A 24,266-nucleotide genomic window follows, 5' to 3' on the forward strand; every position below is an offset into this window, starting at 1 on the left:
CCCGCGCGGCCTACGACTTGCTGCGCAAGTCTACATCTCGCGCCTTCGGCTACGCCGAAGGGGTGCTGCGCACCCTGGCCCTCCAGACGCCTGCGCTCGGCCTCCTGAAGTCGCATTCTGCGTCGCCTGAACTATCGCGCGCTTAGAAGCAAAAGCAAAAGCAAAAGCAAAAGCTAAAGCAAAAGCTAAAGCAGAGCTAAAGCAGAGCAACAATAGTCAGCTGTAGGAGATCGCTCATTCGCCGCTGACGAGCTGGCAGGCCAGCTGGTTGTGGCGTTCCAGTACCCGCGGCAGGTCGATGGTGGTGATGCGGCCATCCTGCACCACCACACGGCCATTGATCACGCTGGTATCGACGTGGGTCGGGGTGCAGAACACCAGGGCCGCCAGTGGGTCATGCAGGGCACCGGCATAGGCCACGTGGCCCAGGTCGAAGGCGACGAAGTCGGCGATCATGCCCGGCGCCAGGGCGCCGATGTCGTTGCGGTTGAGCACCTTGGCGCCGCCCAGGGTGGCGATTTCCAGGGCTTCGCGGGCGGTCATCGCGTCCGGGCCAAAGCCCACGCGCTGCAGCAGCAACGCCTGACGCACCTCGCCGATCATGCTGGCACCGTCGTTGGAGGCCGAGCCGTCGACACCCAGGCCCACCGGTACACCGTGGTCGCGCATCTTGCGGATCGGCGCGATGCCCGAGGCCAGGCGCATGTTCGAGCAGGGGCAGTGGGCAACACCGGTGCCGGTGCGCGCGAACAGCTCGATGCCGTGCTGGTCGAGCTGCACGCAGTGGGCGTGCCACACGTCGTGGCCGACCCAGCCGAGGTCTTCGGCGTACTCGGCCGGGGTCATGCCGAACTTCTCGCGGCTGTAGGCGATGTCGTTGACGTTCTCGGCCAGGTGGGTGTGCAGCGATACACCGTAGCTGCGCGCCAGCACCGCAGCTTCGCGCATCAGGTCGCGGCTGACCGAGAACGGCGAGCAGGGCGCCACCACCACGCGCAGCATCGAACCATGGCTGGCGTCGTGGTAGTCCTCGATCAGGCGCTGCGACTCCTTGAGGATGTCGCTTTCCTTTTCCACCACCGAGTCAGGCGGCAGGCCACCCTGGCTGCGACCCACGCTCATGCTGCCGCGGGCGGCGTGGAAGCGCATGCCGATCTCGCCGGCAGCCTGGATGCTGTCGTCGAGCTTGCAGCCGTTGGGGTAGATGTACAGGTGGTCGCTGGAGGTGGTGCAGCCCGACAGGATCAGCTCGGCCATGGCTGTCTGGGTCGACACCGCGATCATTTCCGGGGTCAGCCGGGCCCAGATCGGGTACAGGTTGGTCAGCCAGTTGAACAGCTCACCGTCCTGGGCTGCCGGCACCACGCGGGTGAGGCTCTGGTACATGTGATGGTGGGTGTTGACCAGGCCCGGGATGACCACCTTGCCGGCCATGTCGAGGATCACGTCGGCGTGTTGTGGCAGCGTCTCGCTGGGGCCGACCTGCTTGATCACATTGTCTTCGATGTACAGGCCGCCGCCTTTGATCTCGCGGCGTTCGCCGTCCATGGTGACCAGCAGTGCGGCATTCTTGACCAGGAGGGTCTTGGGGGTGTGTTGCAGAGGAGCTTGCATGGCTTGTGCCTGGCGCAATACGCAGCGACGATTGCCGATGTCGTAGGCGCACAGGCATGCATGTAAGCAAAGTTTGAATTTCTTGTATACAGAAAAATGCCGGGGCCCGCAGGCCCCGGTTACTTTCAACTTGCTTGTACGGGCGCCTTGCGGGCGCCTTTGCGCAGGCCTGTGACACCCCAGGCGAGGCCCAGCACAGCGGCGATCACCGAGCCGGACAACACGCCGAGCTTGGCTGCGCCCAGCGAGGCCGGGTCACTGTAGGCCAGGTTGGCAATGAAGATCGACATGGTGAAGCCGATGCCGGCCAGCAGGCCGATCAGGGTGATGCCCCGCCAGTTGACCTGGGCTGGCAGGCTGCACCAGCCCAGGCGCACCATCAGCCAGCTGACGCCGATGATGCCCAGTGGCTTGCCGACCACCAGGGCCACGGCTACCGCCATCATTACCCAGTGCGGCGCTGCGGCAGACAGGTCGATGCCCGACAGGCCCACGCCGGCGTTGGCCAGGGCGAACAGCGGCATGATCGCGTAGGCCACCCAAGGGTGCAGGGCGCCGCCCACACGGGTTACTGGAGCCACCAGCTCGCGTTGCGCCAGGCGCAGGCGCTTGAGCGGGTCGATCAGGTCGCCGGTGTCCGACTCGGGCGTCTTGGCCCGGCCCAGCAGGTCGTGGGTGAACCGCGAAATGGCATCCACCGGGCGCTCGCCCAGGGGCATGGTGACCACGGGGGTCATCAGGCCGAGGACCACGCCGGCCAGGGTTGGGTGAGCACCGGTCATCAGCATGCCGACCCAGGTAATGACGCCGGGAATGACATAGGCCCAGGCCGAACCGACGCCGATCTTCTGCAGCCCGACCACCAGCAGCAGGCCGATGGCAGCGACACCGAAGCCGCTGTAGTCGAGGCCACCAGAATAGAAGATGGCGATGATCAGCACGGCGATGATGTCATCGATGATCGCCAGTGCCAGCAGGAACACGCGGATGTTGGACGGGATCGACTTGCCCAGCAGGGCCAGCACGCCGACCGCGAAGGCGATGTCGGTAGCGGTCGGCACGGCCCAGCCTTGCTGCTCGGCCGGCGCATGGCCAAAGGCCAGGTAGATCAGTGCGGGGACGGCGACGCCACCCACCGCAGCGGCCATGGGCAGCGTGGCCTGGCGCAGGCTGGACAGGGCTCCTTCGTGGATTTCGCGACGGATCTCCATGCCCACCACCAGGAAGAAGATGGTCATCAGGCCATCGTTGATCCAGAAGTGCAGGGATTGCGAGAAACTCAGCGAACCGATGCCGAAGCTGATCGGCATGTGCCAGAGCGCGTCGTAGCTGGCGGCGGCCGGGGAGTTGGCCCAGATCAGGGCGGCGACGGCGGTGATCAGCAGGACGATGCCGCTGACCGCTTCGATGTGCAGGAAACGCTCGAAATTGGCGAAGGCCCGCTGGGCCAGGCGCTGGGCGCGGGTCAAATTGGTTTTTTGCATAGGCGCAAGAACTCCTGCAGGCGGCCCGACCTGCACTGTTCTTTAACCTGCATCACTGCACCTTGCAGCTAGCACCCGCGGGGGATTTTAACGGGTGCAAGCGTGGAGGCCAAGCGATACCGCCAGCGCCGGCGGGTTTCATGGTTGCTCGGCTTCTGCGGGGGCGGAGCGGGATTCCAGGTCCATTTCGGCGGGCCAATTGACCTCGGGGGCCAGGCGGTCGAAAGGGTTACGGAAAATTATTTTTCCCTCAGTGTTCGGACTCGAGAACTCATCCTTATTATTGGAAGGGTGGAGGAAGTCCGGAATTGCTTCGGGGCCTTGTTGCATGAAAAGCCTGACGATGGCCCAGTATTGCTCGCCTTCCTCTATATCGTCAGTAAAAAAGACGCGGTCGATTATTTCATCAGTGCCAGGTTTGCAGATCGAGATCTTCACTTCTTCCTTGAGCCCACCATTACCCATGGGAGCATAAATTCGATAGGCCTCGAGAGTGAGGTCATCCCAGTCATAAGCCACCGGTATCACGCCCCAGCCTTCTTTTCCAAATGGGTTCAGGAGGTTGGATCTGTACTGATAGAAATAGACCTTACGGCGCTGCCTATTAAAACGGATAGGCTCATTTCGTGGGAAACCAAGATCCATTCGGATGTAAGGGGCCAAGAGGCCGAACAGGATGACATGAATGATAAGGTAGGAGGTAAGTTCTTTTAGTCCTGTTAGGTTTGGTTTGAGGGGGAAGTGGCTGAATAAATCGATTGTACTAAATATAGCCACAGTGGCCGTCAAGGCGCCCGTGACAATCCAGACGCCTCTAAGCTTCAACGTGACCCGGGAAAGTTCAAGGTGGTTTTCATTTATTTCGACTACAGCACGTGGTCGCTGCTTGATTTTTGGGTCAATCGTTGATGTGGCATAAGGACCAGGTAAGTCGTATTTCCAACCTAAACCTCGACTAGGCTTTTCCATTAATTATCCTCCTGGAACGTGACTTCGGCAAAGGCGTCAGCGATGCTTCGATCCGGCCAGTAAATAATAATCAGGGATGCAGACATGATATTGTGCCTTCCTGCGTCTTGGGCTAGTTCAATCTGCCCAGCAAAGGTTTTCATCGAGCGCTGGTCAGACTGGAGAGGCTGATCGTTGTCGTTTATTGTCAAGGTTTCAAGTTTGTAGTCGATTTTATTGGTGGCTATTGAAGGCTTTAGTGATACCTTCTTTGAAATCGTTAGGCCGAGTGTCGGTGGGAAATGTTCCCTTGAGGTAACTACTTCGCCGCCAATGCAATTGGGAGGATCGCCGTCACCATGCCTGTGGATCAGCAGTGCCCAGTGATAACCGGCAGATAAACTGTTGAAGTTGGGGAGCGTTAGTCGGAATTTCAAAAACCTTTGCAGGTCGATGGGTACCCCAATTTTGGTATTGTTGAGCTGGTTTGCAATGACGGTCTCAAATTTTAGACCGCCGGTTATGTCTAGTGTCGCCGCGTTTAAAGCTGCAAGCGCGATGTCTGCGTGATTTGGGGAGTTCCAATGTATGCGAGGTGTTTCATCGGCGCGACCGAAATAACAACGTCTGGCCCATAGTTCCAATGCTGTTGATTCGTTTTTTTCTCCCATTTTATATAAGATGTACGCAGCCAGGCTTGATATGATGGTAAACCCTATGGCTTTTAGAGCCAATGGGTTGAATACGCCTGCGATAGCTGTGCCGGTGGCAATCAAACTAGTTACTAAGGCGACTCTGAAATATATGGCGGCTGTTTTATCTCCGGTTTTTTTAGCGCGGCTGGACGCAGCCCATGCCTGTGCGGTCTCAAAGATGCCAGCAGCGGCATTAAGCACTCCGCCAACTCTGATTATGGTGCGGCCAAGAGACATTTGATTGCCTGCGCTTGCCTTGCGCGGCATCAGTAGTCCAACCATCTCTATACCGCCGCCGATAATTCCCAGCTTGGCCCCATACAGCGCCAGCATGGCTTCATCGGCTTTCGGCCCCATCGCCTCTTCCGCATTCTTCAGGTTCTTGCCAAGACTATCGTTCAGTAAGTACAGCCCGCCCAAGGACAGCAGCAACTCCCAGCCTTTTCCCGTTCCTCGCAACCCCGTAAAGCTTTCACGTACCAACTGTGAAGCCTGCCCCGCGCTGATTTTCAAGCCATTCAGTGTCTTCCGCGCATCCAATTCCAGCGTCCCCGCCGTGACTGTGATGTCCACCAACGTCATCTTCGCGGCATCATTCAGTTGATTGACATTGAGCTTTACCTCCCTGGACAACCGCTCATGCAGCTCATGTGCTGTTCCCTCGACCCAGACGCTGACCTGGATCACGGTGTGCGCCACTTTTGGGTCGAGCACGGCCAGGCTCAGCAGGCCGGTCTGGATGATCGGTTTTACCTTGCGCGCTTCGTTCTGCACGCCGGCTTGCAGTTCGTCGAGAGACGGCATCATCTCCGCGCGCGCTTTGGCCAGTTTTTCGCTGGCGCTGTTCTGCATTTCACGCAGGTGCGTGCTCTGCAGGGCGTAGTACTCGCCCAGCTTCATCTGCACCTGTAATTCGATGAGATGCACGCCGTTGTAGAGCCGCTGGCTGGCACTGTTCAGATACCGCACGACCTGCTGGATGCTAGGGTCGAGCAGCGTTTGCAGGCGCTGGCTGGCGGCGTTGACCGATCCCTGTAGTTCGGTGATAGCTTGCTTGAGCGAGTCACGCAGCTTGAAGCCGATGTCATCACTGGCGATGAGCTTGCTCAGCGCGTTATAGAGCTTTTCGCTGTCGTTCCAGTGGGTCGGCTCGGTCGCCGAGAAACTTGGCAGCAGCGCTGCCATCAGTGGCCCGTCGCGAAGAAGGAGCGCCCGGTAGGGTGGGCTATTCGGGTCCTGCAGCCACTTCAGCCACAATGCTTCGCTGGTGCCGTGCTTTGGGAGGGATGGTTCGGCGCTGGCGGTAGGCGCTTCGGTGGTGCCGCCGGCCAGGCAGGCGGCCATGGTCTTGCTGTAGGCAATGCCCGATTCTCGGTCCCGGCCGTCGTAGTCATGGCGTTCGATGAGTGCGAAGGTCGCGCTCTCGCAGAGTTGCGCGTAGGCGCCGGCATGCCGGTCGATATAAGCCTGGAAGCGGGCTTCCTCTTGTTCATACTCCGCTTGGAACGCCGCACGCCGGGGTTCGTCATAGCGTTCCTCGAGTTTGTCATCGCTCTTGCGCTGGCGCTTCTCGACCACGCGCTGGCGTACCACCTCGGGATCGTTGAACACCGGTAGCCGGTTTCTGAACTGTGGCTCGAGCGTCGGGACTTCCTGCGCCGCCCACTCACGCTGGGTGGCGCGGATAATCTGCAGGATCTGCGAGGTCTGCAGCTGGTAAGCACGCAGCGGATCCTCGCGCCAAGCCTGGCGCTTGACCACCCAGTTCAGGCGTTGGTGGTTGTACTCCTGGATCAGGCCGACGGTGTCGTCGAGTACTACTGCCAGCACGCCGTTTTCCAATTGGTGGCGGGCCATGGCGTTGACCACATAACCGCGCAAGGCGGTCTTGCGCAGGAAGCGGCTGTGGAAACCATGGGCGCTGTCGAACGGGCCGTTCAACTGCTGGGCGTATTCGAACACCTGGCGGTCGACCTGGAGGTTGTCCGGGGTCATGGCCAAGCCCAGCAGCTGGGGGCTTTTGCGCGCCTGGATCAGGTCCAGGCCCTCGAAACGGTGTGCAGGGCCCTGGCCGCTTTTGTAGGCTTGCAGCACGCTCACTGGCCAAGGGTCACTGGCAAAGGCCAGCCAGGCCGAGCCGTAGGTGTCGGTGTCGATATTGAGGAAGGACGAGGGGAGGTCGTGATCCTCATGTACGCAGTGCTCGGGGAGGGATGGTGGCGGTCCTGGATTAGGTTCGTAGGGATTGAAGCGGCGCAGGTGGCCTTGCGCGGTGACTTCGTAGGCATGCCAGATGCGCTGGTCGAGCAGCACATAGAGGTAGCCGCTGCGCAAGGTGCGCAGGCCCATCCGGGTTTGCGTGGCGGGGTCGCTGCCGGGGCGGGTATCGGGGACCACGGCGCGGCGCAGGGGAAGGATGGGCAGGCCCTGGCGCTGGCAGGCTTTGCAGGAGGTCAGAAGGAAGTCGACTTCGGCGACTGCATTGGCAATGTCTTGAGTGATACTCATGGGAAGTCCTCGTCTAACAGCTGGCCGCGCTCGAACTGCAGTTCTGAATAGAATTTGAAGTCAGCCTTTGCTATTGAGCTGAAGCAAGAAAACTAGCGAGGAATCAATTCGTTGTGAAATTTTCCATTTCCCAAAATGTTGTAGGAAAAGTTTCTAGAATACGGAGCTTTTATACTTGCGAAATAACAGAGTTAAAAGTTTTATCAATTCGAATAGCAAATGGGGCAATACGAGACTGTTGATTTGGAGTGAATTCAGGATTTTTTCTTCATTCACGATTGCCGGGGCCGCTGCGCAGCCCTTTCGCGACACAAGGCCGCTCCTACACAAAAGCCAAGCCGGGCATGGCCAATGATTGAGTTTGGCAATGGCCATGTGCCGCTATTGAGCATGCCCAGCTGCCAGTGTGCCGCCTGCGCCCAGCATGTTTGTCTCGACTGATTACACTGTTGAAGTCGCCACACAAGGAATGCTGCGGATGGTCTGCGTGTTGCTGGGTCGTGCTGCCGAGTCGGCAGGTCGCCTGCGGGCGAGCAGGGTGTGTATCGAGCGTTCATGGAGAGAGCATCCATGAACGGATCTGGGCGTGGAATTTCCCTGCAATGGCTGATAGCCCTGGCCATCATGCTTGGCATGCTGCTGCTTGGCGCCGGCCTGGCCTGGCAGGGCTACCGCGGCATCAGCCAGGCTTTGGTGGCCGCCGCCGGCGACGCCGCGCAACAAGTCGGCAAGACCATCGACGAGCGCGCCCGGCGCCTGGTCGACCCCGCACAGAGCAGTATCCGCCTGCTGGCCTTCAACCCGGCCGCCAGCAACCTGCCGCAGCGACTGGAGCGCTTGCCGCAACTGGTCGAAAGCCTGTATGCCAACAAGATGCTCAGTGCCGCCTACATCGGCTACCCCAATGGCGAGTTCCTGCTGGTGCGCCGCTTGCGCGACCCGCAGTTGCTGGAGCGCTTTGCCGCGCCTGCGGGTACTCATTTCCTGGTGCAGAGCGTCAGCCTGGGCGAGGGCGGGGCGATGTCGGGGGAGTGGCGCTTCTATGACCAGGCCCTGAGCCTGCTCAAGACCCAGGCCATGCCGGACTATCACTACGATCCACGCACACGGCCCTGGTTCGTCGATGCCTCCGCGCAAGCCGGTACCGTGCTGACCCACCCCTACGTGTTCTTCACCACCCGTGAGATCGGCATGACGTTGGCCCAGCGCAGCGTTGACGGCGCGGCGGTGCTTGGCATGGATGTCTCGGTCAACGACCTGGCCAGCGAAACCCGCGACCTGCGCATGACCCCAGGCAGCGAAATCGCCGTGGTCGACGACCAGGGCAACGTGGTGGCGTACCCGGACCTGCAGCGGGTCATCGTGCATGAGGGCGAGGCCGTGCGCCTGTCGCGGATCGCCGAACTGGGCGTGCCCAGCTTGCAGCAGGTCTACAGCGATCTGCCCCAGGGCACGCGGCCCCGGCTCTATCAGGTCGAGGGCGCCAAGTGGTTTGGCATGCGTGTGCCACTGACGACCCTGGCCGGGCAGGACCTGCAGGTGCTGATCGCGGTGCCGGCCCATGAGCTGCTGGCGGGCGCGCGCACGGTGCTGTTCGAACAACTGCTGTGGACGGCTGCGCTGATGGTCGTGCTGCTTTTGCTCGGTGGCTTGCTCGGCCAGCGCATCGGCCGCCCGCTGCACCAGCTGGCCGAACAGGTGCGTGGCCTGGCCGACTTCGATTTCAGCCGTGAAGTGGGGGTGGTCTCGCGGGTATCCGAAGTGCGTGAGCTGAGCCGGGTGCTGGGGCGCATGTCCGGCACCATCCGCAGCTTCCAGGCGATTACCCTCACACTCAGCCGGGAAACCCAGTTGGAACGCATGCTCGAGGGGGTGCTGGCGCATCTGGTGGAGGCCGCCGGGGTCAGCGCGGGGGCGGTATACCTGTTCGACGACCAGCATGCCCACCTGCGCCTGGCCGCGTCCTGCCGGGGGCCGGGTTACCCCGAGGAGATTGCCCTCGGCGAGGCCGACCATCACGACCTGGAAGGGGCAGTCACCCAGGCATTGGCACTGGGCGGGCGCAGTCTGGCGGTGGTGCTCAATGACCGTGGTCACGCGCTGCTGGGCATTCTCGTCCTGGCGTTGAAGGGCGAACATGGTGAAGCAGGTGAGCCGTTCCGCCGCTTCGTCGCCGAGCTGTCCGGTGCTGCGGCCGTGGCGATCGAGACGCGCCAGCTGGTCGAAGCTCAGCAACGCCTGCTGGATGCGATGATCAAGCTGCTGGCCGATGCCATCGATGCCAAAAGCCCCTACACCGGCGGCCACTGCGAGCGTGTGCCGCAACTGGCGCAGATGCTGCTGGACAAGGCCATGCAGGCCGACTCAGGCCCCTATGCCGACTTCAGCATGAGCGCCGCCGAACGCTATGAATTCCGCATTGCCGCCTGGCTGCATGATTGCGGCAAGGTCACCAGCCCTGAATACGTGGTGGACAAGGCGACCAAGCTGGAGACCCTGTACAACCGCATCCACGAAATCCGCATGCGCTTCGAGGTGCTCTGGCGTGATGCCGAACTGGCCTATTGGCAGGGCCTGGCAGCAGGCCAGGACAAACAGGTGCTGCAACGGTGGCTGGAGCAATACCGTGCAGAGCTGCAGGATGAGTTCGCGTTCGTCGCCAAGGCCAACATCGGTGGCGAGTTCATGCAGGATGAAGATGTCGAGCGTTTGCAGCGCATTGGCCGGCGCCGTTGGCAGCGGCACTTCGACAACCGCCTGGGCATTTCCCGGGATGAACAGCAGCGCTTTGCCGGCCAGGCCCCTGCGCCCTTGCCGGCCGAGGAGCTGCTGCTGGCCGACCGCCCTGAACATCTGCAGCCCTGGGGCGCGCGCAAGCCGCCAGTGGAAAAGGGCGACCCGCGCAACGTCTGGGGCTTCGACATGCGCCTGCCGGCCAATGCCTGCAACCACGGTGAGCTGTACAACCTGGCGATCCGCCGGGGCACGTTGAACGATGAAGAACGGTTCAAGATCAACGAACACATCGTGCAGACCATCATCATGCTGACCGCGCTACCGTTCCCGCGCCAACTGCGGCGGGTGCCGGACATCGCCGGCAACCACCACGAGCGGATGGATGGCGCTGGCTACCCGCGGCGCTTGGGCAGGGACGACCTGAGCGTCGCCGAGCGGGTGATGGCCATTGCCGATATCTTCGAGGCGCTGACCGCCGCTGACCGGCCGTACAAGGCGGCGAAAACCTTGTCCGAGTCGGTGAAGATCCTGGTGTTCATGGCCCGCGACCAGCACATCGACGGGCAGCTGTTGCGGTTGTTCCTCAGCAGCGGGGTACACCTGGAATACGCCAGGCGGTTCCTGCGCTGCGAGCAGATCGATGAAGTGGATGTGGCGTACTGGCTGGCCCAGCTGGAGGGGCAGCCCGAGCGGACCTAGCGCACTTCCCGGGCCTTGCCCGTACACACGATGCCCTGCACGAAGGCCACCATCTGCTCGCGCGCCGCGGTAATACTGCCGCCCCAGTGCGCTTGCCCACACAGCAGGCCAAGCACTGCCTGGGCAATCGAGCGGGCGCGCGGCGCGGAGGCCGGCCCGCATAACCCGCATTCGGCCATGACGATTTCGCTGAGCAGGCCGGCATAGGCGTTTTTCAGCAGTTCCACCTGTCGCGCCTGATCCTCGCTCAGGTTCACCGCTTCGCGCGTCAGCAGGATCAGTTTGTCGGGGTGGGCCTGGCTGTAGCTGACGAACGCCTGCACGAAGCACGGCAAGCGTTCGCTGGTGGAGCGGGCGCCTTTGAGGCATTGTCGGGTTTCATACAGCAGGTCGGTCAGGCTCGACTCGATCAGCTCGAACAACAGGCCCTGCTTGCTCTCGATATGGTGGTAGAGCGAACCGGCGCGCAGCCCCAGGTGGCTGGCCAGGTCGCGCAGGCCGATGGCCTGGTAGCCGCGATTGGCAAACAGGCTGCTGGCCGCTTCCAGCAGGCGGTCACGGGCATCGGGCGAAGCAATGTGCGAGTGGCTGGAGGCGGGCATGGCAGGACCTGTCGGCGATTTGATGTTTGACCAAATGTAAGACAACAGGCATCTTACGTAAAGACTCAATCGCGGAGGTGTTGTGTGGACAATCAAACTGTTGTGATCGTAGGTGGTGCCTCGGGTCTGGGCCTGGAAACAGCCCGGCTGATGGTCAAGCGTGGCGCTGGCAAGATCGGCCTGATCGACCGTAACGAGCAATTGCTGGTACAAGCGGCCGAGGAACTGCGCGGCCAGGGCGTGGAGGTGGCCATCGCGGTCGGCGACATCGCCCGCAAGGACACTGCCCATGCCGCATTTGGCGAAATCGTCAGTGCCCTGGGCCGGGTGCACTGCCTGGTCAACAGCGCGGCGATCTACCCGCGCAAGGACATCCTCGAGATCACCGACGACGAGTGGGACCTGGAAAACGCCGTCAACATCAAGGGCACCTACCACATGATGGTCGCCGCCGTGCGCCACATGCAGCAGTACGTCGCTGCACCGGCGGTGACCGGGCGCATCGTCAACGTGACCTCGGTGGACGCCTTCAAGGCGCACCCGCAGAACGCCCACTACGCCGCCACCAAGGCGGCGGTGGTGAGCCTGACCAAGTCCTTTGCCCAGGCCTGTGCCAAGGACCAGATCCTGGTCAACTCGGTGGCGCCGGCCGGCTTCGCCACCGAGCGTGCCAAGCAACTGGGCTTCCTTGGCGAACTGGCCGCCGCCAACCCGTTGGGGCGCGCCGCGGAGCCTGCGGAAATCGCCGAATGGATCGTGATGATGGGCAGCAGCCGCAACAGCTATGCCACCGGCGAGAACGTCATCGTCAGCGGAGGTTACATCTATGCCTGAAGTCGCATTCCCCGAGGGCTACCAGCGCGCGCTGGTGACCGGGGCCACCAGTGGTATCGGCAAGGCCATCGTGCTGGCGCTGCGCGATGCCGGGTTGCAGGTGATTGCCGTTGGCCGTAGCCAGGACGCGCTGGCGGAGCTGGCGCGCGAGCCGGGGGTCAGCACCCTGCAGGCCGATGTGCGCGACTACCGGTCGTTGAGCGCTGCGCTCGAAGGGCAGACAGTGGATGTGCTGGTCAACAACGCCGGGATTCTCTCGACCCGGGCAGCGTTCCAGGACATCGACGAGGCCGAGATCGACAACATGCTCGACATCAACCTCAAGGCGCCTTTGCACCTGGCGCGCCAGGTGTTGCCGGGCATGGTCGGGCGGGGCAGGGGGCATCTGTTCTTCATCGGCTCCAGCGCGGGCCGCGCACCGCACCCGGGGGCGGCAGTGTATGGCGCGTCCAAGGCCGGGGTGAGCCTGTTCTGCGATGCCTTGCGCTGCGACTTGCTGGGCACTGGCGTGCGGGTGACCGAGATCGCGCCAGGGCGGGTGCAGACCCAGCTGTACAAGGCCGCCATGGGCATGCAGGCGGCGGGCAGCGAGCTGTATGACGGCTATGAATCGATCCAGCCGGAGGACATCGCCGCGCTGTTGCTGGCGGCACTGAAGATGCCGCGGCAGGTGGATGTGTCGCGCCTGGAGGTATTCCCCACGGCGCAGGCGGTGGGTGGCGGGCGGATGGTCAAGACCGCGGGTTAATGGTTGCCTGTGCTGGCCTCTTCGCGGGCAAACCCGCGAAAAGGCCAGCACAGACACAAAAGATTTCAGCAAATGGGTGCTTGACCACCTGTAAGACAACATATAACTTACATGAAGACCGCTTCAGCGGATCGGTACAACTACAAAGCATTGCAGGGGATATGACGATGACTGCGACATCATGCCGGGTCGGCGTGGACATAGGCGGCACCTTCACCGATATCGCGCTGGACGTGGACGGCGTGCTGCATTCGACCAAGATCCTGACCGACTACGAGCTGCCCGAGCGGGCCATCCTCACCGGCGTGCGCCAGGTGGTGGAGCAGGCCGGTCTCACGCTCGCGGATATCGACCAGCTGATCCACGGCACCACCCTGGCCACCAACGCCCTGATCGAGCGCCGTGGCGCGCGCACTGCCTTCATCACCACCGAAGGCTTCCGTGACACTCTGGAGATGCGCACCGAAAACCGCTTCGAGCAGTACGACATCAACATCGCCCTGCCGCCGCCGCTGATCGACCGCGAACACCGCTACACCCTGCGCGAACGCCTGGATGTCAAAGGCCAGGTGCTGATCGCCCCGCAGCAGGCCGAAATCGACGCGCTGATCGAGCGCATCGCCGAAGGCAACTACGAGAGCGTCGCCATCGGCTTCCTGCACAGCTACGTCAATGGTGCCCATGAGCGCCAGTTGCGCGATGCCCTGCAGGCGCGCCTGCCGCAGCTGTCGATCTCGATCTCCAGCGAAGTGTCGCCGCAGATGCGCGAGTTCGAGCGCTTCAACACCGTGTGTGCCAACGCCTATGTCAAGCCACTGATCAAGTCCTACCTGGACCGCCTGGTGGTCACGCTGAAAAAGGAAGGCGCCGATTGCCCGGTGTTCATGATCCACTCCGGTGGCGGCATCATCTCGGTGCAGAGTGCGGCCGAGTTCCCGGTGCGCCTGGTCGAGTCGGGCCCTGCCGGCGGGGCGATCTTCGCCGCCGACATCGCCCGCCGTTACGCGCTTGAGAACGTGCTGTCGTTCGACATGGGCGGCACCACGGCGAAAATCTGCCTGATCGAAGACCAGGTGCCGAAAACCGCCAAGACCTTCGAGGTGGCGCGTACCTACCGCTTCAAGAAGGGCAGTGGCATGCCGATTTCCATCCCGGTGGTGGAAATGGTCGAGATCGGTGCCGGTGGCGGCTCCATCGCCAGCATCGACAGCATGCGCCAGATCCGCGTCGGCCCGCACAGCGCGGCGTCCGAACCTGGCCCGGCTTGCTATGGCCGTGGCGGCCTGGAACCGACCATCACCGATGCCAACCTGCTGCTCGGCCGTCTGGACGCCGACAACTTCGCCGGTGGTGCCTTGCGCTTGTCTACCTTGGCTGCTGGCAACGCCATGGCGCGGGTGATTGGTCAGCCATTGGGGATGAAGCCCGAAACCGCAGCCTTCGGCGTCTGTGAAGTGGTCGACGAGAACATGGCCAACGCCGGCCGTGTGCATGCGGTGGAAAGCGGCAAGGACATCGCCGACTACACCATGATCACCTTCGGCGGCGGCGGCCCGCTGCATGCCGCACGCCTGTGCGAAAAAATGGGCGTGGCCCGTTTCATCGTCCCGGCCGGTGCCGGCGTGGGCTCGGCCATCGGCTTCCTGCGCGCACCCTTTGGCTACGAAGCGGTACGCAGTTCGTTCGTGCGCCTGTCCGAATTCGATGCGGTCGCCATCAATGGCCTGATCGCGGAAATGAAAGCCGAATCGCTGGGCTTCCTGCGCCAGGGCATGCCCGAGGGCGAGCCGGAAATGGAATGCACGGCGTTCATGCGCTACGTCGGCCAGGGCTGGGAAATCCCCGTGGCGCTGCCGTTCAAGGCGTTCAGTGCAGCAGACACCGCCCAGTTCAGGGCACTGTTCGAAGAGGCCTACACGCGCTTCTTCGGTCGCCCCATCGAAGGCCCGGACATCGAGATCGTCAGCTGGTCGGTCAAGGCCAGCTCACCGCTGCCACCGGTCGAGCGCATCGAAGAAGTGGGCGCTGCCTACCGTGCCCATGAAGTCGCTCGCCGCCAGGTGTTCGACGTGGCTGCCGGTGGTTTCGTCGAGGCCGCCATCCACCCGCGCGAAGAGCTGCAGGTCGGCGCCCGTGTCGATGGCCCGGCCATCATCGTCGAGCGCGAGACCTCGACCTTCGTCACCTCCAACTTCACCGCCACGGTCCAGCCAGACGGCTGCCTGCTGGTCGTGCGCCGCTAACGCCTGATTCGGAAGCCAGAACCATGAGCGATACTTTGATCGACATTCAAATGCAGGTGATGTGGAACCGCCTGGTCTCGGTGGTCGAAGAACAGGCCCTGACCCTGATCCGCACCGCCTTCTCCACCAGCGTGCGCGAGGCGGGCGACCTGTCTGCCGGGGTGTTCGACCGTGCCGGCAACATGCTGGCCCAGGCGGTGACCGGTACCCCGGGCCACGTCAACACCATGGCCGAGGCGGTGGTGCACTTCATCAACGACATCGGCCAGGACAACATCTTCGAAGGCGATGTGTACGTGACCAACGACCCGTGGAAGGGCACCGGGCACCTGCACGACATCACCATCGTGTCGCCGTCGTTCTACAAGGGCAAGCTGATCGGCTACTTCGCCAGTACCGCCCACGTGGTCGACATCGGCGGCCGCGGTTTCGGCCCGGATGCTCGTGAAGTGTACGAGGAAGGCCTGTTCATCCCGATCATGAAGCTGTTCGAGCGTGGCAAGGTCAACCGCGACCTGATCAACATCCTGCGCAACAACGTGCGCGAGAACGACCGGGTGGTAGGCGACTTCTATGCGCTGTCGGCGTGCAACGAAACGGGCCACAAGCGCCTGCTCGACATGCTCGAGGAGTTCAGGCTGGACGATCTGGAGCACATTGGCGGGTTCATTCTCGAACACAGCCGCCGCGCCACGCTGGAGTGCTTCAAGTCGCTGCCCCATGGCACCTACAGCAACAGCATGACCCTCGACGGCTACGACGTGCCGGTGACCCTGGCGGTGACCATCACCGTTGGCCCGGACGGTATCCAGAGCGACTTCACCGGCACCTCGGGCATGAGCCAGTTCGGCATCAACGTGCCGCTGGGTTACGCCAAGGCCTATGCCTGCTACGGCCTCAAGTGCATCGTTGCGCCGGAGATCCCCAACAACACTGCATCGCTGGCGCCGTTCGAAGTCACCGCGCCGGAGGGTTGCATCCTCAATGCCAAGCACCCGGCGCCAGTGTCGGTGCGCCACGTGCTCGGCCACTTCGTCCCCGACCTGGTACTCGGCGCGCTGCACAAATGCCTGCCGGGCAAGGTGCCCGCTGAAGGTGCCAGCGCCTTGTGGAACCTGCACCTGAGCGTGCGCCCGCTGGAAACCAACCCCAACGGCCGCAATGCCGAGATGCTGATGTTCAACAGCGGCGGCATGGGCGCCCGCTCGGCAATGGATGGCCTCAGCGCCACCGCCTTCCCCAGCGGCGTGCACACCATGCCGGTGGAAGCCACCGAGCATGCTGGCCCGGTGGTGGTCTGGCGCAAGGAGCTGCGTGAAGGCTCCGGCGGTGCCGGTCAGTTGCGCGGTGGCCTGGGCCAGGAAATCGAAGTGTCGGCGGCCGAGGGCTACAGCTTCCGCTTCAGTGCCATGTTCGACCGCATCCAGTACCCGGCACGCGGCCTGGCTGGCGGCCAGCAGGGCGCCGAAGGCTTCGTTGGCCTGGATGACGGCACCTTGCTGCGCGGCAAGGGCCAGCAGTTCGTGCCGGCCGAACGCCGCCTGGTGCTGCGCCTGCCCGGTGGTGGTGGCTACGGCGACCCGCGCCAGCGCGACCGCCAGCAGGTCGAGCGCGACCTGCGCTACGGCTACATCAGTGCCGAACAGGCCCGTGACGACTACGGCTTCGATGCCGCCCAGGAGCGCTGATCCATGGATATCCAAAGCAGCCGCGTGCGCGCGGTGAAGAGCTCGCCGAGCATGGCCGTATCGGTGCTGGCCAAGCAGATGCTGGCCAAGGGCGAGCCGGTGATCAACCTCGCGCTCGGCGAGCCGGACTATAACGTCCCGGCCCACGTGATCGAGGCCGCCTATCAGGCGATGCTGGCGGGCAACAACCACTACACTGCGCCAAACGGCCTCGAGAGCCTGCGCCAGGCGATCGTCGACAAGTTCGCCCGGGAAAACGACCTGGCCTACGGCCTGGACGAAATCTGTGTAGGCAACGGCGCCAAGCAACTGCTGTTCAACGCCTTCCTCGCCACCCTGGAAGAAGGGGATGAAGTCATCACCCCGGCACCTTACTGGGTGTCCTACACCGACATGGCCATGCTCAACGGTGGCGTGCCAGTGGTGATCCCGTGTGGTGCCGAACAAGGCTTCAAGGTCACCCCGGCGCAACTGGAAGCCGCCATCACCCCGCGCACCCGCTGGGTGATGCTCAACTCGCCGAACAACCCGAGCGGGGCGATCTTCACCCGTGAAGAGCTGGCCGCCCTGGGCAAGGTGCTGGAGCGCCACCCGAACGTGCTGATCATCTCGGACGAAATCTACGAGCACATCGTGCTGGGCGACCAGCCGTTCGTGTCGTTCGTCACGGCCTGCCCGCAACTGCGCGAGCGCACCCTGCTGATCAACGGCGTGTCCAAGGCTTATGCCATGACCGGCTACCGCCTGGGCTACGCGGCAGGCCCCAAGGACCTGATCGTGGCCATGAACAAGACCCAGTCGCAGACCACCACCTGCCCGTCGAGCATCTCGCAGCTGGCGGCGGTGGCAGCACTGAACGGCCCGCAGGACTTCGTGCGTGACGCCAACCGCGAATACCAGGCGCGTGGCGAGCTGGTGATGCGCGGCCTGGCGCAGATCCCGGGGCTCAAGCTGGCGATGCCGCAGGGGGCGTTCTACGCCTTCCCCGAAGTCAGCGCCTACATCGGCAAGCGTACGCCGGACGGCCAGCTGATCAGCAACGATACCGAGCTGTCGGCCTATTTGCTGCGCGTCGGCAAGGTGGCCACGGTGCCGGGCTCGGCCTTCGGTGTAGAGCCATACGTACGCCTGTCCTTCGCCACCTCGCGCCAGGAGCTGGAACAGGCGCTGGGCCAGTTGCGCGAAGCGTTTGCGGCGCTGGCCTGAACACACGAATCGAACAGAGGTAAACCATGAGCAAGCCATTCAAACGTCTGCTGATCACCGGTGCCGCCGGGCGCCTGGGCAGCGTGCTGCGCAAGCACCTGGCGCAGTTCGCCGACGAGTTGCGCCTGACCGACATTGCCGACCTGGGCCATGCCGCGCCGCACGAAGAGCTGATCCGTTGCGACCTGGGCAACTTCGATGATGTGCTGCCGCTGACCGAAGGCGTCGACGCCATCGTGCATGCCGGTGGCGTGCCGGTCGAGGACACCTTCCAGAAGATCCTCAACGGCAACATCGTCGGTACCTACAACATCTACGAGGCCGCCCGGCGCAATGGCGTCAGGCGCGTGGTGTACACCAGCTCCAACCACGCCATCGGCTTTTACGACCGCACCGAAACCATCGATGCCACCGCTGCGCATCGGCCAGACAGCCTGTACGGCGTGAGCAAATGCTTTGCCGAGGACCTGGGCCGCTACTACTGGGACAAGTTCGCCATCGAGTCGGTAAACCTGCGCATCGGTTCGTCGTTCCCCGAGCCACTGGACCGGCGCATGCTCGCCACCTGGCTGTCGTTCGACGACTTTGCCCAGCTCACCGAACGTGCGCTGCTGGCCCCGCGGGTCGGCCACATGATCGTCTACGGCATGTCGAACAACCGCGAAAGCCTGTGGGACAACCGCCTGGCCTCGTCCATCGGTTATGTGCCGAAGGACAGCGCCGACGACTACCGCGAAAAGGTCCTCGCCGAGCACCCGCCGCTCAAGGCCGACGAGCCGGCTGCGCGCTACCACGGCGGCAACTTTGCCGGCGCTGGCCACTTCGAAGACCCGAAATAATTCCACATCACGAGAGCGCTAAACATGGCTTCTACGGCAAAACAACAGAACTACGATGTGGTGATCGTCGGTGGCGCGGTCAATGGCAGCGCCACCGCTTACTTCCTGGCCAACAACCCGGACTTCAAGGGCTCGGTGCTGGTCATCGAGCGCGACTGGACCTACAACAAGTCGGCCACCGCGCTGTCGAGCAGTTCGATCCGCCAGCAGTTTTCCAACCCGATCAATATCGAGATCTCCAAGTTCGGCGCCGAATTCGTGCGCAACTTCCCGGACGTGATGGCGGTGGACGGCGACCGCCCGGACCTGGCCTTCCACGAAAACGGCTACCTGTTCCTGGGTGATGACAAGGGTTATGAAGTGCTGCGTCGGCTGCACGATACCCAGGTGTCCCACGGCGCTGACGTGCACCTGCTCGACCCCGAGCAGCTGCAGCGCAAGTTCCCCTGGGTCAATATCGACAGCCTGGCCGGTGCCAGCTATGGCCAGAGCGGCGAGGGCTGGTTCGACAGCCTCGGCATGCTCAATGGTTTCCGCCGCAAGGCCCGTTCCATGGGCATCGAGTACATCGAAAACCAGGTGGTTGGCATCGAGCGTCAAGGCGATCGCGTCACTGGCGTACAGCTGGCCAGTGGTGAGCGCATCGGCTGTGGCCTGCTGGTCAACTGTGCTGGCACCCGCGGCACCCAGGTCGCGCGCATGGCCGGCCTGGACATCCCGGTCGAGCCACGCCGCCGCTCGCTGTTCGTGTTCGACTGCCGCACCCCGCTTGAAGGCACGGTGCCGTTGACCATCGACCCGACCGGTGTGTTCTTCCGCCCCGAGGGCAAGTTCTACCTGGGCGGCACCTACCCGAAAAACGACCCGGAAGTGGACTTCGAGGACTTCGAGGTGCTGCACGACGAGTTCGACGAAGAAGTCTGGCCGATCCTCGCCGAGCGCGTGCCAGCGTTCGAAGGGATCAAGGTGGTCAACTACTGGGCCGGGCATTATGACTTCTGCGTGCTCGACCACAACGCCATCGTCGGCCCGCACAACGAAGTGAGCAACTTCCTGTTCTGCAACGGCTTCAGCGGCCACGGCCTGCAGCAGGCGCCGGCCATCGGCCGGGGTCTGTCCGAGCTGATCACCTACGGCGGCTACCGCTCGCTCGACCTGGGCGCGCTGAGCTACCAGCGGGTGATCGACAACAAGCCGTTCCTGGAAGATTCGGTCATCTGAACGCACTGCCTGAGGGAGAACAACAATGAGCAACTCCGAAGTGAAACGCAGTGGCGGCCAGGTGCTGGTCGACGCGCTGCGGGTGAATGGCGTCGAGCGTGCGTTCTGCGTGCCCGGCGAAAGCTACCTGGCGGTGCTCGACGCACTGCATGACGTGCAGGACCAGATCGACCTCATCGTCTGCCGCCAGGAAGGCGGGGCGGCCTACATGGCCGAGGCCTATGGCAAGCTCACCGGCAAGCCGGGCATCTGCTTCGTCACGCGCGGCCCAGGCGCTACCAATGCCTCGGTGGGCGTGCACACCGCCTTCCAGGACTCCACGCCGATGCTGCTGTTCATCGGCCAGGTGGCCCGTGACCAGATCGAGCGCGAAGCCTTCCAGGAAGTGGACTACCGACGCATGTTCGGCCAGATGGCCAAGTGGGTGGTGCAGATCGATGACGCCGCGCGCATCCCCGAACTGGTCAACCAGGCCTTCCAGCGCGCCATCAGCGGCCGCCCCGGCCCGGTGGTGGTGGCATTGCCCGAGGACATGCTGACCGATCTTGTCCAGGTGCCGGATGCCCTGCCGGCCAAGCGCGTGGAAGCGGCGCCGGCACCTGAGGCCCTGGGCGAGCTGCAGCAGTTGCTGGCCAAGGCCGAGCGCCCGTTGGTGATTGCCGGTGGCGGCGGCTGGACCGCCGAAGCGGTAGCCGACCTGAAGACCTTCGTGCACACCCAGAACCTGCCGCTGGCGGCCTCGTTCCGCTGCCAGGACCTGTTCGACAACACCGACCCGCACTACGCCGGTGACCTGGGCCTGGCGGCCGGCCCGGTGCTGGTAGAGGCGGTCAGGCAGTCCGACCTGCTGATCGTGATCGGCGCGCGTCTTGGCGAGATGACCACAGGCGGCTACGCGCTGGTGGATATCCCAACGCCGAAACAAGCCTTGGTGCATGTGCACGCCAGTGCCGAAGAGATCGGCCGGGTCTATCAGCCGACGCTGGGCATCAATGCCGGCCCCGGCAGCTTCCTGCGCCAGGCCAATATCCTCGGGCCGGTACGCCCGCAGTCTTTTGAAGACTGGACCGCCAAGCTCAATACGGGCTACCGCGGCAACTTTGAAACGCCGCGTTCACCGGGCGATGTGCAGATGAGCGAAGTGATCGCCTGGCTGAACAAGCAGCTGCCAGCCGACAGCATCCTCACCTGCGGCGCCGGCAACTACACCGGCTGGGTGCACCGTGGTTACCAGCACCAGGTGTTCCGCACGCTGCTCGGGCCTACCAATGGCTCGATGGGCTACGGCGTACCCGCAGCGGTGGCGGCCAAGCTGACCTACCCGCAACGCATGGTGGTGGCCTTTGCCGGTGACGGCTGCTTCCTGATGAATGGCCAGGAGCTGGCCACGGCGGTGCACTATGACGCCCGGCTGATCACCATCGTGGTCAACAACGGCATGTACGGCACCATCCGCATGCACCAGGAACGCAGCTACCCAGGTCGCGTCTCGGGCACCGAGCTGCATAACCCGGACTTCGCCGCCCTGGCCCGTGCCTATGGGCTGCATGGCGAAACCGTGACCCGCACCGAGGACTTCGCTGGCGCCTTCGAGCGCTGCCAGGCTTCGGGCAAGCCGGCGTTGATCGAGATCCAGGTCGACCCTGAAGCCCTGACCCCGCGCATGACCCTCAGCCAGATCCGCGACAAGGCCCTGCAGGCCAAGCGCTGATTCGCCTCAGGTGGGGCGCGGTACGGCCCCACCTTTTTTCTATTCGAACGAGCCAATCGACATGAAACTTGCCGATCACGACCTGCTGCGTGAAGTTTGCTACATCGACGGAAAATGGCTGGCGGCCGACAGCGGCCAGCGCATTGCCGTGACCAACCCGGCCACCGGTGCCGTGCTCGGCCATGTGCCGCGCATGGGGGCGCAGGAAACCCGTCGCGCCATCGCCGCCGCCGAGCGTGCCTTGCCGGCCTGGCGCGCGCTCACCGCCAAGGAGCGCGCGGCGCGGCTGCAGGCCTGGTTCCGCGAAATCCTCGCCCATCAGGAAGACCTGGCGCGGATCATGACCGCCGAACAGGGCAAGCCGCTGGCAGAGTCCCGTGGCGAAATTGCCTTTGCCGCCGCCTATGTGGAGTTCTATGCCGAGGAGGGCAAGCGCCTCTACGGTGATGTGATTCCCTCGCCGAGCGCCGACCGGCGCTTGATCGTCACCAAGGAGCCCATCGGCGTGTGCGCGGCGATCACGCCGTGGAATTTCCCGGCGGCGATGATTACCCGCAAGGCTGCGCCGGCACTGGCCGCTGGCTGCACGCTGGTACTCAAACCGGCATCGCAGACGCCCTTCAGTGCGCTGGCGTTGTGCGTGCTGGCCGAGCGTGCGGGCATCCCTGCCGGTGTGCTGAGCGTGGTCACGGGTGATTCTGCGGCCATTGGTGGTGAGCTGACGGCCAGCCCGACCGTGCGCAAGCTGTCGTTCACCGGCTCCACGCCGATCGGTATCCAGTTGCTCCAGCAGTCGGCGGCGACGGTGAAGAAGGTGACCCTGGAACTGGGTGGCAACGCGCCCTTTATCGTGTTCGATGACGCCGACCTCGAGAAGGCGGTGGAAGGTGCGCTGATCGCCAAGTTCCGCAACAGCGGGCAGACCTGCGTGTGCGCCAACCGTTTCTATATCCAGGATGGCATTTATGAGCGCTTCGTTGCGCGCTTTGCCGAGCGGGTGCGCGAGCTGGTGGTGGGGCAGGGTGATGCGCCTGGCACCCAGGTCGGGCCGATGATCGACGGGCGTGCCGCCAGTGGTGTCGAGCGCCTGGTGGGCGAAGCGGTGGAGGCAGGCGCGCGGGTGGTGGCAGGTGGGCGCCGCCATGCGTTGGGCGAGGCGTTTTTCGAGCCGACCTTGCTGGCGGATGTGACGCCGGGCATGCGTGTGGCACGTGAGGAGATTTTCGGGCCGGTGGCGCCGATCTTCCGCTTCAGCAGTGAAGAGGAAGTGATTGCCCAGGCGAACGATACCGAGTTTGGTCTGGCTTGCTACCTGTATGCGCGGGATGTCGGGCGTATCTGGCGGGTGTCCGAGGCCCTGGAATACGGGATGGTCGGGGTCAATGTCGGGGTGGTGGCGACCGAGGTGGCGCCGTTTGGCGGGGTCAAGGCTTCGGGGCTGGGTCGGGAAGGGTCGCGGTACGGGATCGAGGATTACCTGGAGATCAAGTACGTGTGCCTGGGGCTTTGAGGTATTCCTGAGCCTTTGAGGCTGGCAGGGCTGGCCTCTTCGCGGGGCAAGCCCGCTCCCACAGGTACCACGCCAACCTCGAATGTGGCGCGGTACCTGTGGGAGCGGGCTTGCCCCGCGAAGAGGCCCTTGCAGGCAGTCACTCAGGCCTTGCTGTCGAGCAACCGCTGATAGCGCGACAGGCTCTCTTCGAGGTGCTTGCGCAGCGCCGTGCGCGCACTGCCCACATCGCCCATGCTGATCGCCGACAGGATCGCCCCGTGCTCGCGGCCGATCTTCTTGATATGGGCCTGGCGGTTCTTGCCGGTCACCTGGCCATGCTTGAGGTTCAGGTCGAGGATGATGTCCGGCCCCAGCGCTTCGAGCAGCTGGGTGAAGTGCGGGTTGTTGGTGGCGCGGGCGATCGCCAGGTGGAACTCGAAGTCGGCGCGGGCTTCTTCTTCCTGGCTGGCACCATCGAGGGAATTGAAGCGGTCGAACGCCTCGGTGATCGCCGCCATGCTGGCCGGGCTGCGACGCTCGGCGGCGCGGGCCACCGACTCGGTCTCGATACCCAGGCGCAATTCAAGGATCTGCGCTGCGGCGCGTACGTCGTCGACCACGCTGTCGATGGCGAAGCCGATGCGCTTGACGTCCTGCTCGACCACGAACACGCCCACGCCCTGGCGGGCGATCAGGCGCCCGCCCAGGCGCAGCGACGCCACCGCCTCGCGGATCACCGGCCGGCTGACGTTGAACTCCTTGCACAGCTCCTGCTCGGACGGCAGCTTGTCGCCCGGGCCGTAGGTGCCGTTGTCGATCCGGCCGGACAGCTCCTGGATCACGGTTTCCGCCAGATTGGCGCGGCGCGTGCCTAACGACGCATTCATAGAAGTGTTGCTCCTGAAACTGGTTGGCTCATCACGGTTGTTCTCCGGCAGGTTGCGCGCAGCCCGAAAGCCCATGCGGCGGGATCCGTAGCCAACCAGCGGTGATGTTGT

The 24,266-nt window shown here is 63.5% G+C and carries 16 protein-coding genes; 10 read left to right on the plus strand and 6 right to left on the minus strand.

Annotation, left to right across the window (positions count from 1 at the left end):
- Positions 1-234: 234 nt before the first annotated feature.
- The 4 genes from ACIPZ8_RS24060 to ACIPZ8_RS24075 form a co-directional block, all read right to left on the minus strand.
- Positions 235-1,614 carry an 8-oxoguanine deaminase gene (locus tag ACIPZ8_RS24060; protein WP_400728513.1) on the minus strand — a complete coding sequence of 460 codons (1,380 nt, stop codon included), beginning with the start codon at positions 1,612-1,614 and terminating at the stop codon, positions 235-237.
- Positions 1,615-1,739: 125 nt separating this feature from the next.
- The gene (gene nhaA / locus ACIPZ8_RS24065; RefSeq protein ID WP_400728516.1) at positions 1,740-3,098 is read right to left on the minus strand and encodes a Na+/H+ antiporter NhaA; all 1,359 of its coding nucleotides are present in this window, start codon (positions 3,096-3,098) and stop codon (positions 1,740-1,742) included.
- A gap of 138 nt (positions 3,099-3,236) precedes the next feature.
- A complete protein-coding gene (locus ACIPZ8_RS24070) occupies positions 3,237-4,067 on the minus strand; it encodes a DUF6708 domain-containing protein (protein ID WP_400728519.1) in 831 nt (276 codons plus the stop codon).
- The gene (locus tag ACIPZ8_RS24075; RefSeq protein WP_400728522.1) at positions 4,067-7,249 is read right to left on the minus strand and encodes a T6SS effector BTH_I2691 family protein; all 3,183 of its coding nucleotides are present in this window, start codon (positions 7,247-7,249) and stop codon (positions 4,067-4,069) included. Before ACIPZ8_RS24075 ends, ACIPZ8_RS24070 begins: the two co-directional genes overlap by 1 nt.
- A gap of 570 nt (positions 7,250-7,819) precedes the next feature.
- Between ACIPZ8_RS24075 and ACIPZ8_RS24080 the strand changes: the two genes are divergently transcribed.
- Positions 7,820-10,684 (plus strand): HD domain-containing phosphohydrolase, encoded by a 2,865-nt coding sequence (locus ACIPZ8_RS24080; RefSeq protein WP_400728525.1) that lies wholly within the window; start codon positions 7,820-7,822, stop codon positions 10,682-10,684.
- Here ACIPZ8_RS24080 and ACIPZ8_RS24085 read toward each other — a convergent pair.
- Positions 10,681-11,286 carry a TetR/AcrR family transcriptional regulator gene (locus tag ACIPZ8_RS24085; RefSeq protein WP_400728528.1) on the minus strand — a complete coding sequence of 202 codons (606 nt, stop codon included), beginning with the start codon at positions 11,284-11,286 and terminating at the stop codon, positions 10,681-10,683. The two genes, ACIPZ8_RS24080 and ACIPZ8_RS24085, sit on opposite strands and share 4 nt — an antisense overlap.
- 84 nt (positions 11,287-11,370) lie before the next feature.
- Between ACIPZ8_RS24085 and ACIPZ8_RS24090 the strand changes: the two genes are divergently transcribed.
- The 9 genes from ACIPZ8_RS24090 to ACIPZ8_RS24130 all read left to right on the plus strand — a co-directional run bounded on the left by ACIPZ8_RS24090 (position 11,371) and on the right by ACIPZ8_RS24130 (position 23,286).
- Complete coding sequence (locus tag ACIPZ8_RS24090) at positions 11,371-12,120, plus strand: SDR family NAD(P)-dependent oxidoreductase (protein ID WP_400728531.1); 750 nt, start codon at positions 11,371-11,373, stop codon at positions 12,118-12,120.
- Positions 12,113-12,868: an SDR family oxidoreductase gene (locus ACIPZ8_RS24095; RefSeq protein WP_400728534.1), complete on the plus strand. Its 756-nt coding sequence runs from the start codon at positions 12,113-12,115 to the stop codon at positions 12,866-12,868. The genes ACIPZ8_RS24090 and ACIPZ8_RS24095 overlap by 8 nt, the downstream gene beginning before the upstream one ends.
- A gap of 167 nt (positions 12,869-13,035) precedes the next feature.
- Positions 13,036-15,111 carry a hydantoinase/oxoprolinase family protein gene (locus tag ACIPZ8_RS24100; protein WP_294335376.1) on the plus strand — a complete coding sequence of 692 codons (2,076 nt, stop codon included), beginning with the start codon at positions 13,036-13,038 and terminating at the stop codon, positions 15,109-15,111.
- Positions 15,112-15,134: 23 nt separating this feature from the next.
- Positions 15,135-16,799, plus strand: a complete 1,665-nt coding sequence (locus ACIPZ8_RS24105; protein ID WP_400728537.1) for a hydantoinase B/oxoprolinase family protein — start codon at positions 15,135-15,137, stop codon at positions 16,797-16,799.
- 3 nt (positions 16,800-16,802) lie between these two features.
- Positions 16,803-18,005: a pyridoxal phosphate-dependent aminotransferase gene (locus ACIPZ8_RS24110; RefSeq protein ID WP_400728540.1), complete on the plus strand. Its 1,203-nt coding sequence runs from the start codon at positions 16,803-16,805 to the stop codon at positions 18,003-18,005.
- A gap of 26 nt (positions 18,006-18,031) precedes the next feature.
- On the plus strand, positions 18,032-18,844 hold the full coding sequence (locus ACIPZ8_RS24115; RefSeq protein WP_400728543.1) for an NAD-dependent epimerase/dehydratase family protein: 813 nt from the start codon (positions 18,032-18,034) through the stop codon (positions 18,842-18,844).
- A 24-nt stretch (positions 18,845-18,868) separates the two neighbouring features.
- Positions 18,869-20,065, plus strand: coding sequence for an NAD(P)/FAD-dependent oxidoreductase (locus ACIPZ8_RS24120; protein ID WP_400728545.1), 1,197 nt, complete (start codon positions 18,869-18,871; stop codon positions 20,063-20,065).
- Positions 20,066-20,090: 25 nt separating this feature from the next.
- On the plus strand, positions 20,091-21,776 hold the full coding sequence (locus ACIPZ8_RS24125; protein ID WP_400728548.1) for a thiamine pyrophosphate-binding protein: 1,686 nt from the start codon (positions 20,091-20,093) through the stop codon (positions 21,774-21,776).
- Positions 21,777-21,837: 61 nt separating this feature from the next.
- Positions 21,838-23,286 (plus strand): NAD-dependent succinate-semialdehyde dehydrogenase, encoded by a 1,449-nt coding sequence (locus ACIPZ8_RS24130; protein WP_400728551.1) that lies wholly within the window; start codon positions 21,838-21,840, stop codon positions 23,284-23,286.
- Positions 23,287-23,429: 143 nt separating this feature from the next.
- Here the strand turns inward: ACIPZ8_RS24130 and ACIPZ8_RS24135 are convergent, their stop codons facing one another.
- On the minus strand, positions 23,430-24,155 hold the full coding sequence (locus tag ACIPZ8_RS24135; RefSeq protein WP_294335390.1) for a FadR/GntR family transcriptional regulator: 726 nt from the start codon (positions 24,153-24,155) through the stop codon (positions 23,430-23,432).
- Positions 24,156-24,266 lie beyond the last annotated feature (111 nt).

The sequence above is a fragment of the Pseudomonas sp. NPDC089422 genome (assembly GCF_044749405.1).
Lineage (GTDB): Bacteria > Pseudomonadota > Gammaproteobacteria > Pseudomonadales > Pseudomonadaceae > Aquipseudomonas.

What these genes read in the sequence shown, in the direction of transcription:
- ACIPZ8_RS24060 (WP_400728513.1), bottom strand. Translation starts at nt 1,614, where the DNA reads ATGCAAGCTCCTCTGCAACACACCCCCAAGACCCTCCTGGTCAAGAAT.
- nhaA (WP_400728516.1), bottom strand. Translation starts at nt 3,098, where the DNA reads ATGCAAAAAACCAATTTGACCCGCGCCCAGCGCCTGGCCCAGCGGGCC.
- ACIPZ8_RS24070 (WP_400728519.1), bottom strand. Translation starts at nt 4,067, where the DNA reads ATGGAAAAGCCTAGTCGAGGTTTAGGTTGGAAATACGACTTACCTGGT.
- ACIPZ8_RS24075 (WP_400728522.1), bottom strand. Translation starts at nt 7,249, where the DNA reads ATGAGTATCACTCAAGACATTGCCAATGCAGTCGCCGAAGTCGACTTC.
- ACIPZ8_RS24080 (WP_400728525.1), top strand. Translation starts at nt 7,820, where the DNA reads ATGAACGGATCTGGGCGTGGAATTTCCCTGCAATGGCTGATAGCCCTG.
- ACIPZ8_RS24085 (WP_400728528.1), bottom strand. Translation starts at nt 11,286, where the DNA reads ATGCCCGCCTCCAGCCACTCGCACATTGCTTCGCCCGATGCCCGTGAC.
- ACIPZ8_RS24095 (WP_400728534.1), top strand. Translation starts at nt 12,113, where the DNA reads ATGCCTGAAGTCGCATTCCCCGAGGGCTACCAGCGCGCGCTGGTGACC.
- ACIPZ8_RS24100 (WP_294335376.1), top strand. Translation starts at nt 13,036, where the DNA reads ATGACTGCGACATCATGCCGGGTCGGCGTGGACATAGGCGGCACCTTC.
- ACIPZ8_RS24105 (WP_400728537.1), top strand. Translation starts at nt 15,135, where the DNA reads ATGAGCGATACTTTGATCGACATTCAAATGCAGGTGATGTGGAACCGC.
- ACIPZ8_RS24110 (WP_400728540.1), top strand. Translation starts at nt 16,803, where the DNA reads ATGGATATCCAAAGCAGCCGCGTGCGCGCGGTGAAGAGCTCGCCGAGC.
- ACIPZ8_RS24115 (WP_400728543.1), top strand. Translation starts at nt 18,032, where the DNA reads ATGAGCAAGCCATTCAAACGTCTGCTGATCACCGGTGCCGCCGGGCGC.
- ACIPZ8_RS24120 (WP_400728545.1), top strand. Translation starts at nt 18,869, where the DNA reads ATGGCTTCTACGGCAAAACAACAGAACTACGATGTGGTGATCGTCGGT.
- ACIPZ8_RS24125 (WP_400728548.1), top strand. Translation starts at nt 20,091, where the DNA reads ATGAGCAACTCCGAAGTGAAACGCAGTGGCGGCCAGGTGCTGGTCGAC.
- ACIPZ8_RS24130 (WP_400728551.1), top strand. Translation starts at nt 21,838, where the DNA reads ATGAAACTTGCCGATCACGACCTGCTGCGTGAAGTTTGCTACATCGAC.
- ACIPZ8_RS24135 (WP_294335390.1), bottom strand. Translation starts at nt 24,155, where the DNA reads ATGAATGCGTCGTTAGGCACGCGCCGCGCCAATCTGGCGGAAACCGTG.